The organism is Myxococcus qinghaiensis (genome assembly GCF_024198215.1).
In the GTDB taxonomy this organism is placed as follows: domain Bacteria; phylum Myxococcota; class Myxococcia; order Myxococcales; family Myxococcaceae; genus Myxococcus; species Myxococcus qinghaiensis.
The window spans coordinates 45,767-60,717 of the sequence record NZ_JAKCFA010000044.1 but is presented as its reverse complement, the minus strand read 5'-3'; the positions used below and the strand labels follow the sequence as shown (position 1 = coordinate 60,717).

The following is a 14,951-nucleotide window of genomic DNA, read 5'->3' as shown; positions in this document are numbered from 1 at the left end:
ACCCGTCCGGAAACGGTGCGTCCGCCTGCGGCACAGCGTCCGGGCCTGCCACCTGGAAGCGCGCCAGCTCGTAGTCCGGGCCGAAGGCGCCCTGGCGGAAACCTCCGCGCTGGAGACGCCCCTCCAGGCGCGCGCGCATGTCCACCGTCGAGGACATGTACTCCGCGCCCAGCCCTGCCACCGCGCCCCACGCGCCGCCCTCGCCGGGACGCCCGCCCCAGCCCGCGTTCGCCTGCAACTCGAAGCCTCCCTCCTTGTTGCGGCGGCTCACGAGGACGGCTGTCCCATCCAGGTGGCCCAGCGTCATCGGCTCCGACGTCCCTCCGGCCTTGCCCCAGTCATGCGCCGCCGACAGCGACAGCATGTACTTCATGGGGTACGGCTGGCGGCCGAAGAGGATGTGCTGGATGTCCAATGCGACTTCTGCCCCCATCAGCCGCGCGCCCAGCACGTCCGAGGCGAAGGCCTCCACGTAGAAGGGCCTCAGCATGCCTGTCACCAGAGCCCCGGCTGGGTGGTAGTCGGGGTTGCCCCGGTTGTTGTAGCGGCGCACCAGGTGCCCAGACAGCAGCGTGTAGGACTCAAAGGCCCCCAGCCAAACGAAGTTCGGCGCGTCGCCTCCTATCGTCAGCGCCTGCACCACCTGGCCCCAGTCGGACAGCTCGTCCCAGTCCTCCTTCCGCACCAGACTGGCGCCCTCCTCTGCGCCCCACATCCGCAGTCGCACCGGCGCGCCCAGGTCGAGGTGGAGCATGCCCGGCTTGACGAGTTCCAGCCGCGTCATCACCTGCAAGAAGCCTTCGTCCCTTCCGGCCCCTCTCCGCGGCAGCAACATCCACGTCGTGGTCTCCAGGCTCAGCCGGTTCGCCCAGCGAGAGCCCGAGCCGGACGAGGCCGGCTCCTCCTCAACCAGGGCGTCACCCTCCTCGACCAGGGCGTCACCCTCGTCCATGGAGGGCTCGAGCAGTTCGTCCACCTCTGGCTCAAGGAGGACGGTGTCGTCCTCGACCTTCGCCAGGTCGTCTTCATAGGCAATCTCCTCCGCCCCCCCTGCTCCGGGTAACACCAACAGCAATACGACGGCCCAGCGCATGAACATCGACGTCTCCTGTGAAGGCCCCAGCAACGGGGCAATGGACAGAGGCTTCCCGTTCAGTCCGGCAGGGCGCCGGGCTGCGGGGTGAATGCATTGCACTGCGGGAGTCGCCGGCAGGCCGGCCGAGCCAAGCGAGAGGCAGACGTGTCACGTCACGGCGCCAGGAAGCCCGGCCCCGTCCCAACAGCAGACAGACGTGTCTCGCCACGGCACCAGGAAGGCCTGGCTCCGCTCATGACTCCAAACGCGCGAATAGGGGTGACTGAGGAAGAGTTCCTCAGCGGGCGTCAGGCATGCAGCCCGACGAAACGCAGCCAGCTCCTCGGCGCAGGACGACCGTCAGCACGCGCCTCACGTGGCGGTGCAGGGAAGTCTCTGCGCGGTGCGAGAGCCCAGCGCCTACTTCGAAGCGGATTCATGAAGGTGGATCAGGAGCGTCGCCGTCCAGGCGCTCCTCGCGGCCACCCAGGAAGCGCGCAGTCGCGCGCACACGCTCCAGCACAGTGGGGAACACATCGCCCTCCAGGGCACTCCAGAATGGACTAGACCAATAGGTACAGTCCATTGGACCCTAGATTGACATTCCACACAAGCCCCCAAACGCCGGAAACCCATGAGAGGGCTTGGTGGCAGGCCTCACTGGGTCAAGGGAAGGTGACGTTGCCTAGCGTAATGGTGCGGCGCATATCGGCATCCCAGAGCTTGAGCGTGAAGCTTCCTTGAGGAGACTCGGATGCGGCCTCAGCCTCTACCACTACGCGCTGGGTATCCGCTCCCGATGCGATGGGGCCCGACTGCCACACCTGAAGCACCTTCAGCTCTTCGTTGGCCTTGCCCCTGAGCGACGCCCCCACTGCAGTCCACGGTTGTGCATCCCCTCCATATTTGAGGGTGACCTCAACAGCCACCCTGCGGGCTGTCCGGTATGCATAGACAAGACTCTTGGCTGCTGCCCCTCCTGGGGCCGGGGTCACACTCTCGGTCAGGTTGCGGAAATCAACGCCTCGTCCGCTGAGGACTGCTGTCGAGATGAGTCCTGTCAAGCCATCAGGAGCACTTCGCTCCGCCCGCAGGCGCTCATTCTCCTCTCTGCACTTCTCCGCTTCGATGCGCGCCTGACGGACTTCCTCCTGGTATGTCTCGACGGTCCTCTTGCGTCGATAGACTTCGACATGCGCCTCCGACCGTGCGGGGTGCGCGACCAGGACAAACGTCGCACTTGCCGGGGCCGCTCCATCCTGAAAGCGCACCGTCAGCTTAAGCCGTTCTCCCGCCGAGAGATTCTCTGACGGGATCAGGCGCAAGGTAGTGAGTCCAGCGTCCACCATTGCAAAGCGCTCACGCCCCTCAAGTGTCAGCCCCTCTCGACTCACCTCCGAATCAAAGAGGAACATCGTCGAGAGTCCGGGGCTCACCGCCACTTCAGCCGCTGGCTGAGCATCATCCGAGACCAGCTCGATTCGGCGAACGCTCAGGCCCACGGTAGATGAGGGCGACTGCGCCAGCGCCGCCCCCTCTCCTACGACGAGGAGGAAAAACAGCACGGCCGACACTGAATGATGCACGCGACGTTTCTCCTGGACCAAGCCAGCATCGACACCGCTGGCGACTCACGGGCGTCTGCCAAACGGCGACACCTCACTCAAACTCATTCACGGCCTTGACGTAAAAGCCAGAGTACACGCGCGCCTTGCCGGTATCCCCTCCTCCGTCCTTTATCGCCAGTCCGCGGTCGCGAGAGGAGTCCAGCACCTCCAGGCACACGGCGAAGCTCTCCCCGCGAAATCGCGCCCGAGTCAGTCGGACATAGACGCGGTCGGCAATAACGAGTCGCCCAGACAGCGTGGCCTTGTCCGAGCCCAGGATAATCTGCGCAGTGCCTTCCTTCACCGTTACGTACTTATCGTCCCCCCGGATGAAGCTCGCCCCCGCATCGTCCCCAATGTCCATGCCCAGCATCTTCATGCCCTTGGTGGCGCCCGGCGGGCACGGTTCAGGATCCGGAGCAGGGCGCACCTGGGGACCAGAGCAGGCCAGCGCGCCGCAGAGGGCCGTCGTCGCCAGGGCACTGCTGACGCTCCTCGCGGCCTTCTTGGCAGGCACCGGCGGGGAGGGCGGGGAGTCACTCTTCGTCGTCGTCACGGTGGCGGTCACCTCGGGATGCGTCGCGGGAGGCGCGACGGCCGCAGGTATTGCCTCCGGCCCGGTGGGAGCTGCGGCCGGGGCAGCTTGAGGTTTCTTTGTATATGGCGCTACTTCTTGGCCGGGGACGGCCTGCGGCTGCGGTGAAGCCGTCCGCTGTGAGAAGTACGCCCCATACGCGAGGGCCATGGCCAGCAGACCCGCGCCCAGCACGCGTTCCATCCTGAGACGCACGGGGAACGAGCGCCGCCCCACCTCGACGACGGTGGCCACAGGCGTCGCTTGCGGCGCGGCGTCCGCCTCCATTGCGACTTCCGCTTCCACTCCCGCCTCATGCGCCAAGCCCGGCAGCTCCGCCTCGAGGGGCCGCGCAGCAGCAGTTCCTGGAGCGGCTTGGGACAGCAATGCCGCGGGCGGGCCCTCTCTCGGTAGCTCTGGCCCGGGCGCCTTGCCACGGCGCATCTGGCGCAGGGGCCGCTTCGCCCACCGAGCCAGCGCTCCCGCCTCGCCCTCGGTGGTGGCCGAGTTCGGGCCATACGTGTCGAACAAGGGCGTGTCCCACGCCTCCCCTTCCGCCCCGGACAGGAGTTCTTCCAGGGCCGCACAGACAGCGCTCGCTTCCGGACGCGCAGCAGGGTCCTTCTCCAGCAGCCGTATGCACAACACGCTCAGCCGCTCCGGGACGAAGCGGTTGGCGAGGTGAGGGGGTACCGGCGACTTGCGAATGACACTCTGGACGTACTCCGGGTCCGTCGCCGCGTCGAAGGGCAGCCTCGCCGTGAGGAGGCGGTAGAGGACAGTGCCCAGGGCCCACACGTCGTCCGCGGGGACGGACACGTATCGGGCGCCTCTATGCCCCGCGTGCTGCTCCACGAATAGCCAAGCCTCGGGGGGCCGGTACTCCATCGTCCCGGGCGGCAGCATGGACTGGGTGACACCGGGGGGGGCGCCCTCGTAGTCCCCAATTCCGTAGTCCACCAGCACCGCCAGGCCGTCCGCGTCGCGCACCATGACGTTGGCGTCCTTCACGTCTCGGTGCACCACTCCCGCCGCGTGAGAGGCCGCCAGCGCCCGCGCCACGTCGAGCGTCACCTTCGCAATCTGTCGGGCCGAGGGGTTCTCATCCTTCACCCACGCGCTCAGCTTCCGCCCCTCCACGTACTCCATGGCGATGAGGGCGTAGTCGCGCTCCCCCGCCTGCCAGTAGCTGAAGCCGCGAAGCCCCACCACGTTTGGGTGCGTCAAGCGCAGGAGGATGGAGACTTCCTTCTCCACCCGCCCCTCCACGCGCTGCCGCTCCACCAGCTTCAGCGCGCAGGGCTGCCCGTCGTTCGTCGCGAGGTACACGGTGCCGAAGCCACCCTGGTCCAGGTGCCTCACCACCGTGTAGCCCTTCACCACGTCCCCGGGGGACAGCACGGCCGGGGGGCCGTTGTCCCTCACGGCGACGTCCTCCTGGCGACTCTGTAGGACAGCAGGACTGCGGCCACGCGCATGCGGTTCCCTCCCGGCGCGGGCCCACGCTACCAGAAGCCCAGGGAAATCGCGCGAAGTCTTCTCCCACCTCCGACCACCAACCCAAGAAACTCGAAGCTATCGCCAGGTTGAATCAACTATACCATCAGGTATAGTTTGTTTGAAATGTACATCCACCCCGACATCCGCGGCGGCGTCCCTCCGGAGACTCCTTCCAAACCCCTGTCCAACATCATCGGCGACACCGCGCGATTAGCCCGCCTTCGCGCCAACCTGACGCAGGTGGACGTGGCTCAACTCCTCGACATCTCCCCCGTCGTCTACAACCGGCTCGAGCGTGGACGAATGCTCCCCAGCGTCCAGACGCTGTACCGTCTGTGCCCCGCCCTCCGAACCACTCCCAACGAGTTACTGGGCTACCCCGCCTCGCTACCGCCTGACGTCGTCGCTGACGCCAAGGAGTCCCTGCTGCGTCGTGTGCGCCAGTTGGACGCGCACCAGGCGCTCGCCCTCATCCAACTTCTGCCGGACGTGCGCTGAAGGAATGGTGTTCCCATGACAAATAGCAGTTCGGGTATACTCCCCTGCACCCTATGAACGAACAGCTTGCAACGCACCTTGGCGCCATCGCCCGCCTCGCCCGGGAGCAAATGAGCCTGACGCAGGTCCAAGTCGCGGAGCGCGTGGGGATGGCCTCTGCCGTCTACAGCCGAATCGAACGCGGGCACATGATTCCCAGCGTCGAGACGCTGAAGAAGTTGTGCATCGAGTTGATGGTCTCTCCGGAGGACATGATGGGCCTCACCGAGTCGCCAGACAGAGGGGCTCCCACTCGCCCGGAGGATGACGTCACCTTGCGCCGCCTTCTCTTCCTCGCGCGGAAGCTCGATGCGGCGAAGCTGGACGCCCTCGTCCGCATCACCACCGAGTTGGCCCGCTGACGCAGCACCCTCGGAGGAGGGGCGCCGCCAAACGGCTCGCACCGCCCTCTTCCCAGCGCCAGGCCGCTTGCGGCCGGCGCTCTGGCGTCTCCGAGCAGAGAGCAGGCCTGGCGGGCAGAGCCCCATACCTCGGAGCCCTCGCCACCCGCCTGAGCGGCCCCCGGCGATGACGGAGCGCCTCCCGACGACGGAGGCCCCCCCACTACGCCGCGCAGCGCCCCCGCAGCTCCTCATTCACTTCGGCGAGCCAGTCCTCAAGGTTCTTCTTCTTGAGCTGAAGGCGGGCCACCTCGTCCAGCCCCGCCTCCTCGTCGACACGTCGCTCCCTCGGAGGCTCTGCCTCCAGGTCCTCACGCACCTCCACCGTGAGGACGTCGCCCGCACGGATGTTGACGTTGCGCCACGTCAGGTGCTCGCGGTGCTCCCTGCCCACGGAGCCCCCCACATGGAGCGTCAGCTCAGGGCAGGCGTTGGATTCGTCGTGAGGGCGGCGCACCCACGTCAGCATGGTGGAGAGGACGCCGAAGTCCGGTACCCCCGCGGTGGTGAGGTGCCGGCCATTGCGCAGCACCCGAAAGCAGAGCATCGGCGGCCTACCCTTTCTTTGGGAGCCCAAGCTCGTGCTTCTCCAGCCCATCCGGGTAGATGCCGGCCTCGCCGAACTCCACCTCGTCACGCAGCACCCCTCCCTCGGACACGACACGGGCTACCTCCTTGGCGGCCTCCGCTCTCCCATAGGGCTCGTGGAGCTGGGCGTGGGCGACACCACGCAGTGCATCCCTCATGTCCGCCGCCGTCGCGAAGCGCTCCTCGGGGTTGAGGCGCAGGGCCGTGTGCAACACCGCCTTGAGGTCCTCATTGAGGTGGGCCACCGCCTTCTCGACGACATCCGGCCCGAAGGACTCCATGAGGGCCTGCATCTGCCCCAAGGGCAGAGAGGGCTGCATCTCCGTCTGGAACCGGCTCTCCTTCGCCGCCAACACCGGGGCGTCATGCACCTCGAAGAGGTGTTTGTTCGTCAAGGCCTCCACCAGCAACACCCCCAGGCTGAAGACGTCGGAGCGCGGCGTCAGCCCTTCCTTGCGCAGGTACTCGGGGCTGGCATAGGCAACGTCGCCTCGGAGCAGATTCTCTGGCGACTCCTCCCGCCCCACCAGCAGCGAGTACGCCGCTCCGAAGTCCAGCACCTTCACCTCACCATGCTGCCCCAGCGCAATGTGCCGAGGGCTCACGTCGCGGTGGACAATACCCAGGTGCATTCCCTTCTCCGACGTCAGCGTGTGCGCATAGTGCAGCGCGTCCGCCACCTCCGCGCCCACGTACAAGCAGAAGCCCTCCGAGAGGGGCTTCCCACTCACCAACGCCGCGCACACCAGCGTCTCCAGCGAGGGCCCACCCACGTACTCCATGATGGCGTAGGGTGCGTCCTCCAGCTCATCCACCTGCATATGGAAGACTTGAGCGATGTTGGGGTGGTTGAGGCGAAAGGCCAACTGCACCTCTTCAATCATCCGCGTGCGCTGCATGTACGTGGATGGGCTGGCAATTCGGCGGACCAGACACGGACCGGACAGCGCGCCATCCGCCACGCGCCGCTCCGCCTTCAGCAGTCGCTCGCCACTCGGCCGCACCTCCAACTCCCGCACCGCCTCGTAACGCACGCCCTCCACCTCGAAGAGGAAGCGCGGCGCGCTGGGTGCAGGCAGGTTGGGGACTCTGAGCGGTAACTCTTCCGTCGTCACTTCATCTTCCGGACGCTTCGGCATGGCTGTGAATCCTCCTGAGTGAAGGGTGCGGCCCCACGGGCAACGAGACTCGCCGTCACCGGGCACCTCTCCGGGAACAAACAAGGTCTAGTTGACTAGACCGTCGAATTAACATGACCTTCCTTACCTGTGAAGCCCTCTGACACCCGCAGCGAACAGGTCGCGGCCCCATGAGCGCCTATCCCTCTCCTGGGTGCAAGAGGCCCCAGCCCTGGCTTCGCACGCAGGCTTGGACGGCTCGCAAAGGAAAATGACTCGTGAGTGAAACCGTTGACTGGGGCCCGATTCGCGAGCTGGCACGTCGTGTCTCCACCACAGGAGCGCGCCTGGCCCTCACAACTGAGGCGAAGGCACTGCTGAGGCGCACGGCCTCCGAGGTGGGCATCAGCGACAGTGAAGCCGAGAGCGCGCTCGCCACGGAGGATGGTGCGGTGGGCCTCTTACGTGAGGAGTCTCAGCGCATCCGAGAAGGCTCCCACAGGCTCATGGATGCGCTACACCGGATGTACCAGTACAAAGACAAGGGGGACTTCGGCCGCGCCCGCCAGGAGATGCGGGACGTGCTCAAGGTGGAAGTCGTGCCCCACTACCGCGCCCTCGCCGAGGGGCAGTTCGAAGACATGGCCGACGCGCCGTAACGATGCGCGCGGCGCGCTTTGCCGCCCTCGAGCGACTGGCCGCAGGAGCGCCCTCCGGAGAGGGCGCTTCGCGGCCCAGACTCAGGCGGGCGTCACCTTGTCGAAGGGGCGCACCACCTTCTTGTTATCGGAGACGCGCTCCACCGTCACCGTCTTCGCCTTCGCGTCGACGGCCGTCACCTTCGCCGAGAAGGTGCCCCGCCCCTGCTTGTAGCGCACCTCCTGCCCCTCCGCGTATGTGACAGACGTCGCGGGGCTGGGACTGGAGTTGGGCGTGGCGACCGCCGCTGTACGTCCCGCCGCACGCGGGCGCCCTCGGCGATTCTGGGGCGCGGCCTTCGTCCTCGTGGGCTTGGGCGCGGCCTCCGGCTTCGGCTTCACCCACTTCCGCACGGGCACCGAGGATGGGCGCTTCGGCGCGGGCCCGGTGGCGGGCGCGGGCGGGCGCTTCGACGCGGGAGGAGGCACGGGGGTGCGCTTCGGCGCGGACGACGCGGGATTCGAGCCAGGCTCAATGCCCAGGAACTGAGCAATCTGCTCCAGCAGGTCCAACTGCCGGGCCATCGCCTTCCCCACCTCTTCCGCCACCGCAGCCTGAATGGTGCTCTTCATGTCGTTCTGCATGTGCTCTCGCTCTCTTTCCTCGCGGACCACCCGGCCCGCATATTCTTCAACACCACAAACAGCCTCTTGCACTCACGCTACACCAGGGAGTCCAGGCATTCGGACTCCCGTCTCAGAATGAAGCCCTCACCTCGCGCCAGCGCTCGCGCTGCGCCTCCCACGTCCCCGCGTGTGCAACGGCCCGGAGGACTCGCTCGCTGAGGGGCTCCGCCCCATCCACGGCCTCGAGGAACAACACCTCCTCCTGGATGTCGGGCGCCAGCAACCGCAAGTCCAACAGGTGCGTCACGCGCGCCCGGGTAAAGCCCAACTGGCCTGCGACGTCCGCCGCGCTCGCCACAAGTCCCCGCCCAATGGCGGACTCCACATGGTGCGCCAGGGCCAGCATTCGCGCGACGTGCGCTGGCCGGCGCACCACCTCTCGCGGCGGGGGTGGCGCCCCCTCTCGGAAGCGCACCTTCGAGCGACGCACGCGGTGGAAGTGCGCGCTGACGAGGCCGGCCTCCGCTGGCTGGGATTCGGGGCTCGCGCTCACGCTGCTGCCTCCTCGCGCCCGGGCGCTGCGGCCTCACCGGCATGGGACAGGTAAACGTCGACCTGGCCCGTCGCCTCGTTCACCACCACCCGGCCGACGAGGGCCCGCAGCAGGCGCCCCCGGTTGGTCGCCGTCAGGGCGTCCCACACCGCGTCGAAGTCCGCCAGCGCCTGGGCCACCCACGCCGCCTCCAACTTCTCCCCCTCGGTGGTGTCCAGGGCGCGCTCCACCTCCGCCAGCCGCTTCTTCATGCCGGCGACCTCCTCTTCCGCGGCCGTCAGCTTCTCCTCCAGGAGGCGCCGGGCGGGGCCCTCCAGTTTGGCGAGGGAGTCCACCCACTTCCTCGCCTCCCCGGCGCGCTTGGCCAAATCCCTCGGCAACTGCGTGCGCTCCACACGCAGGGCCTTGCGCTTCTCCTCCAGCCGCGCAGTGAGCCGGGCGTGTACCTGCGCCGCGAAGCCCTCGCCGACGGAGACTTCCCGCAGTTGCGCGACGACGAAGTCCTCCATGGCAGGTGCCGGCAGGGGAGCAGCCCGGCACCCCTGCTTCCCCTGCTTGTCCCGCGTGGTGCAGCGGTAGTAGCGGTACTCGCGCGTGCCCTTGCGCGTGCTGCCGGGCGTCATCGCTTCGCCACACAGGCCGCAGCGCAACAGGCCTCGCAGCACGTAGTCGGGGTTGCGCCCGTGGTACTGGAGGCCGGGGCCCTCCAGCAGGTCCTGCACCCGATGGAAGGTGGCCCTGCCCACGATGGGCGAGTGCTCTCCCGGGTGCATCTCGTCGCCATACGGCACGAAGCCTGCGTACAGGGGACTCCTCAAGAGGCGCAGCACATCCTGCGTCGTCCATTTTCGAGCCGCGCGCGTGGCACCGCTCCGGGCCTCGTGCCGCTTCGTCTTGCGCCCCACCTCGTTGAGGAGGCGCGCCACCGTCGAGGCCTGCTGGTGCTGGAGGTACAGCTCGAAGGCCTCCCGCACCACCGTCGCCTCGTACTCATTCACCACGAGGCGCTTGTCCTTCACGTCGTAGCCCAGCGGAGCGCGTCCCCCCGTCCACAGTCCCTTACGGCGCGCGGCGGCCACTTTGTCCCGCGTCCTCTCCGAAATCATCTCCCTCTCGAACTCGGCGAAGGACATCAGCATGTTCAGCGTCAGCCGCCCCATGGCGTCCGCCGTGCTGAAGTTCTGCGTCACCGAGACGAAGGAAGCGCCCGCTGTGTTGAGGCGCTCCATGACTTTCGCGAAGTCGAGGAGGCTGCGGGAGAGGCGGTCCACCTTGTACACCACCACCACGTCCACCCGGCCTGCGTCCACGTCCTGCATCAGCCGCTGGAAGGCGGGCCGCTCCATGTTGGCGCCGGTGAAGCCGCCATCGTCGTAGCACTCGTCCACCAACGCCCAGTTGGGCTGACGCTGCACGTAGGAGACACAAGACTCGCGCTGGGCGTCCAGCGAGTTGAACTCCATCTCCAGGCCCGCCGCCGTGGACTTGCGCGTGTACACGGCGCAGCGCTTCGCGTCCGAGGGCGCTGGCTTGCTCTTCCTCATTCCCCCTCCGAATTCCCGGGCGTCGTCGGCCGCGTGGGCTCCGCGCTCGAGGCTGTCGGTTGCCCAGTGAAACGCTCCGCCGCAGCCACCAGTCGCTCCATGTTGTCGTTGAGGCGCTTCAACTCACGGACGAGCGCCGGCATCGTCCCCTCGTAGAAGCGCTGCCCCATGTGCGTCTGGAAGAAGGAGGGGCCGCTCATCGCGTCACCGCCTTCTGCTTCGAGGCGCCGTCCTTGAGGCCGAAGAAGCTGTAGCCATTCCAGGCCGTGCCCGTAATCAGCTTGGCCACGAAGGAGAGGCTGCGGTGGAGCTGGCCTTCGTATTCAATGCCGCCCTCGCGCACCGTCACCCGGTGCTGCGCCCCCTTGAACACGCGCGTCAGCACCGTGCCCGGCGGCGGCAGGCGCGCGTCGCGCCCGTCGGCAGCCGGTGCGCTCCCATCCGCAGCGGCTGCGCGCCCGCCCGGAGCGGCTGGAGGAGGCGGCGCGGAGGGCTTCGTCTCCTCCACCTGCCGCATCCGCCAGCGCTCGGGAAGCTTGTCGCCCAGCTCCGCAATGCGTGCCACGGCGCGCGCGGAGAGCCCCCCTTCGGCCAGCTCCTGAATCCGGAAGGCCAGGCGCTTCTTCAGGTAGTCCCGGTTGCGGCTGCGCGTGGGCTCGCCGTACAGCTCCTGGTACTTCGCCGCCAAATCCGGTACGGACATGCTGGCCAGCGCGGCCAGTTGCTGTGGCACGTCCGCCAGTTCCTTACGCGCGACCCGCGAAATCCCCTTCTTCGCCATGGTGGTGTCTCCTTCGTCCGGGGCAGCACGCCCTCGGGCGAAAGCCATGGACGCTCTGTCCCCAGAAGAAGACAAGTCGAGAGTCCGCAGCTCAGCCATGCGCGCTCTCCTCTTGGTGCAACTTCATTACGTGCGGCGCATGCTGCGAATGGCGACGAAGCAACAACTCCCAGAGGCCCTCCGAGAGAATCTCCACTGCGTCCTCGCACCGTTGCTGCGGGGCGCGCCGGGTCACTACTCCGCCCATGGGTCGACCTCATCTACCTCTGCGGCAGCCATGTCTGCATTCACCTCCGGCTCGCCTCCCAACTTCTGGAGTGCGTACATCGTCCGCTTCTTGCGGTCCTGGTTCCGCACCACCACCCGCAAGTCCCCAAAGACTCTGTCCCTCGCCGTTTGCAGCGCTCGGCCCAGCCGGCTCTGCTGCGAGCGGGAGCCGCCCTCGCCTCGCACCTGCAGCATCAGTTCGTCCTTCTCGCAGAGCTCGTTGAGACTGGAGACGAGCACCTCCCCAGCGCCGTGCGCGCCCCACCAGGCCTGCACGAATTCGCGCCAGGACTCCCCTTCGACGTCCGCATTCGCATAAAGCTCGTCGAGGTTGCCGAGGAAGCCCTCCACCCCAGCCACCTTGAGAATGCCGCCCATGACGGCCGCCCAGTGCTCGAAGGAACCCAGCCGCTCGCGCCCCAGGGGCCTCCCCGCGGCAATCCACGCCTGCACGAGCGTCAGGGCCGCACGCACCAACTCGCTCCGGTGCTCCTTCACCCAGAGGATAATCGGGTCATGCTTGAAGCGACTTCGCGTCCAGGCCCTGTCCAGCTTGGGGTCGATGCGGATGCGCACGGAGCGACGGGCAATGTCCTTTGAAAGCTTCGGGTTGTTGCCGGTGAGCATCCACATGGCGGTATTGGGCAGCGTCAGCTTCTGCGTCTTGCCCAGGAGGCGGTCCGTCCAGGAGGTACTCGTCAGCATGGCGGCGAGGGCCGCGGAGGAGAGCGTCGCCTTCTCATTGGCGTTGTCGAGGAGGATGAGGGGGCGCGCCAGGGCGAGTTCGGCGGTGAGCGTCTTTCGAATCTCCTCTTCATTCTCAGGCAAGGTGCCAATGGCGAACGCCCTGCCCGTCGCCACCCACGAGACGAGGTCGCACAAGAGGCCCTTGCCGGAGCCGACAGCGGGCGCCTCCACGACGTGGAGGGGGGTGCAGCCCTCAATCATCCGCCGGACGAAGGGGAGGAGGACGGCGGCGAGGGCATGCGCCTTGTCGCTGAGGTGGGCAAATGGGAAGTCCACGAAGACGTCGTCAAAGAAGAGGGCCCGTGCGGCTGCAACCTCCTCGGGTGTCGGCCGCTCGGACACGGCGCCGAGGTGAAGCGCGGGAGTGGGCTCCAGCCAGAGTCTGTCCTCCGGGTGCAGCCCGGGCGTCAGGAGGAGCTTCCCGTCCTGGCCGAATACCGGCGTGGTAATGACGGCCTCCACTGGGGGAAGGCCCGGGGGCGGGTACGCGAGGAAGTCCCGCGCGACGTCCTTCGGCGGGAAGACGGAGTGCGGTCTGCCCTCGACTTCCGTTACCCACGTCGCCTCCCGGAGGAGGACTCCGTAGACGGCGGCCTCCGTCATCTCCGAGAGAATGGGCGCCTCCTTCTCGGGCTGCGCGAGTTGCACGAGGGCGTTGCCTCGCACAAAGAGTGGCGCCGCCTCATTGGCGAAGCCCTGCGTGCTGGCAGCCCGCATGCGACGCTCATTCGCCTGCACCACCGCTTGGCGCGCCTCGGTGACAATGGCCCAGAGTTGGTGGTTGCCCACGTTGATTTCCGGGCGCGCGGCGGACGCACGGCGCTGCGCCGTGGCCGCCGCCTCCTTCTCCGCCACCACCCCCTTGAGGTTGGCGTTGAGTGCCCGCCTCCGGAGGCCAAACTTCGCCGAAATGGCGTCCAACACCACGTCGGCTCGGACTGCCGTGCATTGCTGCAATGAGGCCAGGAGGGGCGCCAGCGCCTTGTCCAAGTCTGCCTTGGGCGCACTCTCTGGAATGCCATCCAGCAGGTACTCCGGGTATGCCCTCGCGCGTCCGAGGACTTCGTGAAGCGTCGCGGCGCCCTGCGACGCGACAAGCGCGTTGACGTCCACCTTCTCGGTGCCCTGCGGACGTGGAAGCAGGGCGACGCACGCCTCTCGGCCCTCGGCCCAGAGGGCTGCGGCAGTCTCCCGCGCGCCCGCCTCTCCGGCGCCGCTGGCCTCGGCGTCATTGCAAATGACGACGCGCCTCGCGTCGCGCGTGAGCTTCAGCAGCCGAGGAATGTCCTGCTTGCGAAAGCGCGTCGTGGCGGGAGAGAGGCAAGGAATGCCCGCCTGCATGGCGCTGATGCAGTCGGTGACGCCTTCCGTAATCAGCAGCGTGTCGGCCTTGCGTGCCGCGTCCTCGTTGTAGAAGTAGTCGTTGCGGACGGTGGGTGAGACGTAGGGGTGCCGCTCCGAATGGGTGAGGAGCTTCTTGTACTTCGCCTTCTCCCACTCTTCGTCGCCCGTATATTGCGTCGCGCGGGCGATGAAGTAGACGACGCGGCCATCCTTCCAATATGGGAAGACGAGGCGCTCCCGGAAGAAGTCCTCGACGTGGCCGCCCGGCAGTTGGACGAAGAGTCCCGTCTTGAGGGCCGCCTCGCGGCTCGCGCCCATACCCTCTCTCAGGTGCGCGAAGAGGCCGCCGTCTGCCCACCCCAGCTTGAAGCTGTTCACCACCTCGTCGGTGAAGCCGTAGTGCTGTTTGAAGGACTCCTCGCGAATGTTCGCGGGCAGGTGGCGGTGGTAGTAGTCGGCGGCGGCCGTGAGGAGTCGCTCGACGTCGCGGCGCTCCACCAGCGCCTCGAGCTCACGCGCGTGGGACTCGTCATGGGGCGCGGGCAGGGAAATACCGGCGCGCCCTGCCAGTCGGAATACCGCCTCCTTGAAGTCAACCTTCTCCCTCTCCTGGACGAAGGTGAAGACGTCTCCCCCCAGGCGGCCTCCGTTGGAGAAGTCGTGCCACGTCTGCGTGGTGGGCCACACGACGAAGGAGGGCGTCTTCTCGGGGTGAAAGGGTGAGAGTCCCTTGAGGGTGCTACCTGAAGAGCGCAGCTCGACATAGGCGCCGACAAGGTCGGCGATGTCCGTGCGGCTCCGCACCTGTTCCACGAAGGCGCGAAAGCTCATGGGGCCCGAACCTGGGGGCTGCGCCTCGTCGCCACGGGGTACGGCCCTCGACGAACAACGGGCTGACGTGCCGGCCCCTCCAACTTGGCGCCGGGCCGCAGCTGCGCAATGACTGTTGGGAGGCCGAGGACATGAGAGGCAACGCGCCCCTCGTCCCCGCGGCTCGCGGAGAAGGAGTCCTGCATGGGTTGCTTTCCGGGGACGTGTAGACGTGCTGCC

The 14,951-nt window shown here is 67.3% G+C and carries 14 protein-coding genes; 3 read left to right on the top strand and 11 right to left on the bottom strand.

What is annotated here, in order from left to right; all coding sequences use genetic code 11:
• The 3 genes from LZ199_RS44505 to LZ199_RS44495 form a co-directional block, all read right to left on the bottom strand.
• On the bottom strand, positions 1-1,099 hold a 1,099-nt coding region (locus tag LZ199_RS44505), incomplete at its 3' end, for a hypothetical protein (RefSeq protein WP_253999920.1).
• A gap of 641 nt (positions 1,100-1,740) precedes the next feature.
• On the bottom strand, positions 1,741-2,661 hold the full coding sequence (locus LZ199_RS44500) for a DUF2381 family protein (RefSeq protein ID WP_253999919.1): 921 nt from the start codon (positions 2,659-2,661) through the stop codon (positions 1,741-1,743).
• A 73-nt stretch (positions 2,662-2,734) separates the two neighbouring features.
• The gene (locus tag LZ199_RS44495; protein WP_253999918.1) at positions 2,735-4,681 is read right to left on the bottom strand and encodes a serine/threonine protein kinase; all 1,947 of its coding nucleotides are present in this window, start codon (positions 4,679-4,681) and stop codon (positions 2,735-2,737) included.
• A gap of 198 nt (positions 4,682-4,879) precedes the next feature.
• On the opposite strand from LZ199_RS44495, the gene LZ199_RS44490 reads away from it, so the two are divergent.
• Positions 4,880-5,254 (top strand): helix-turn-helix domain-containing protein, encoded by a 375-nt coding sequence (locus LZ199_RS44490; RefSeq protein ID WP_253999917.1) that lies wholly within the window; start codon positions 4,880-4,882, stop codon positions 5,252-5,254.
• 53 nt (positions 5,255-5,307) lie between these two features.
• A complete protein-coding gene (locus LZ199_RS44485; RefSeq protein ID WP_139919023.1) occupies positions 5,308-5,655 on the top strand; it encodes a helix-turn-helix domain-containing protein in 348 nt (115 codons plus the stop codon).
• 202 nt (positions 5,656-5,857) lie between these two features.
• Here the strand turns inward: LZ199_RS44485 and LZ199_RS44480 are convergent, their stop codons facing one another.
• Together LZ199_RS44480 and LZ199_RS44475 are read right to left on the bottom strand one after the other, a co-directional pair.
• The gene (locus LZ199_RS44480; protein WP_253999916.1) at positions 5,858-6,241 is read right to left on the bottom strand and encodes a hypothetical protein; all 384 of its coding nucleotides are present in this window, start codon (positions 6,239-6,241) and stop codon (positions 5,858-5,860) included.
• A 7-nt stretch (positions 6,242-6,248) separates the two neighbouring features.
• The gene (locus tag LZ199_RS44475; protein WP_253999915.1) at positions 6,249-7,421 is read right to left on the bottom strand and encodes a serine/threonine-protein kinase; all 1,173 of its coding nucleotides are present in this window, start codon (positions 7,419-7,421) and stop codon (positions 6,249-6,251) included.
• 257 nt (positions 7,422-7,678) lie between these two features.
• On the opposite strand from LZ199_RS44475, the gene LZ199_RS44470 reads away from it, so the two are divergent.
• The gene (locus tag LZ199_RS44470; RefSeq protein WP_253999914.1) at positions 7,679-8,059 is read left to right on the top strand and encodes a DUSAM domain-containing protein; all 381 of its coding nucleotides are present in this window, start codon (positions 7,679-7,681) and stop codon (positions 8,057-8,059) included.
• 81 nt (positions 8,060-8,140) lie between these two features.
• On the opposite strand, the gene LZ199_RS44465 is transcribed toward LZ199_RS44470, so the two are convergent.
• The 6 genes from LZ199_RS44465 to LZ199_RS44440 all read right to left on the bottom strand — a co-directional run bounded on the left by LZ199_RS44465 (position 8,141) and on the right by LZ199_RS44440 (position 14,732).
• Positions 8,141-8,683, bottom strand: coding sequence for a PspA (locus LZ199_RS44465; protein WP_253999913.1), 543 nt, complete (start codon positions 8,681-8,683; stop codon positions 8,141-8,143).
• 112 nt (positions 8,684-8,795) lie between these two features.
• A complete protein-coding gene (locus LZ199_RS44460; protein ID WP_253999912.1) occupies positions 8,796-9,218 on the bottom strand; it encodes a hypothetical protein in 423 nt (140 codons plus the stop codon).
• A complete protein-coding gene (locus tag LZ199_RS44455; RefSeq protein WP_253999911.1) occupies positions 9,215-10,762 on the bottom strand; it encodes a recombinase family protein in 1,548 nt (515 codons plus the stop codon). The genes LZ199_RS44460 and LZ199_RS44455 overlap by 4 nt, the downstream gene beginning before the upstream one ends.
• The gene (locus LZ199_RS44450) at positions 10,759-10,962 is read right to left on the bottom strand and encodes a hypothetical protein (protein ID WP_253999910.1); all 204 of its coding nucleotides are present in this window, start codon (positions 10,960-10,962) and stop codon (positions 10,759-10,761) included. Before LZ199_RS44450 ends, LZ199_RS44455 begins: the two co-directional genes overlap by 4 nt.
• Positions 10,959-11,543 (bottom strand): DUF2924 domain-containing protein, encoded by a 585-nt coding sequence (locus tag LZ199_RS44445; RefSeq protein WP_253999909.1) that lies wholly within the window; start codon positions 11,541-11,543, stop codon positions 10,959-10,961. The genes LZ199_RS44450 and LZ199_RS44445 overlap by 4 nt, the downstream gene beginning before the upstream one ends.
• Before the next feature lie 234 nt (positions 11,544-11,777).
• On the bottom strand, positions 11,778-14,732 hold the full coding sequence (locus tag LZ199_RS44440) for a CHC2 zinc finger domain-containing protein (RefSeq protein ID WP_253999908.1): 2,955 nt from the start codon (positions 14,730-14,732) through the stop codon (positions 11,778-11,780).
• Positions 14,733-14,951 lie beyond the last annotated feature (219 nt).

Bases quoted from the DNA above. Each gene is read 5' to 3' on its own strand.
- LZ199_RS44465 (WP_253999913.1), bottom strand. From the start codon at position 8,683: ATGCAGAACGACATGAAGAGCACCATTCAGGCTGCGGTGGCGGAAGAG.
- LZ199_RS44455 (WP_253999911.1), bottom strand. From the start codon at position 10,762: ATGAGGAAGAGCAAGCCAGCGCCCTCGGACGCGAAGCGCTGCGCCGTG.
- LZ199_RS44480 (WP_253999916.1), bottom strand. From the start codon at position 6,241: ATGCTCTGCTTTCGGGTGCTGCGCAATGGCCGGCACCTCACCACCGCG.
- LZ199_RS44485 (WP_139919023.1), top strand. From the start codon at position 5,308: ATGAACGAACAGCTTGCAACGCACCTTGGCGCCATCGCCCGCCTCGCC.
- LZ199_RS44445 (WP_253999909.1), bottom strand. From the start codon at position 11,543: ATGGCGAAGAAGGGGATTTCGCGGGTCGCGCGTAAGGAACTGGCGGAC.
- LZ199_RS44450 (WP_253999910.1), bottom strand. From the start codon at position 10,962: ATGAGCGGCCCCTCCTTCTTCCAGACGCACATGGGGCAGCGCTTCTAC.
- LZ199_RS44440 (WP_253999908.1), bottom strand. From the start codon at position 14,732: ATGAGCTTTCGCGCCTTCGTGGAACAGGTGCGGAGCCGCACGGACATC.
- LZ199_RS44490 (WP_253999917.1), top strand. From the start codon at position 4,880: ATGTACATCCACCCCGACATCCGCGGCGGCGTCCCTCCGGAGACTCCT.
- LZ199_RS44475 (WP_253999915.1), bottom strand. From the start codon at position 7,421: ATGCCGAAGCGTCCGGAAGATGAAGTGACGACGGAAGAGTTACCGCTC.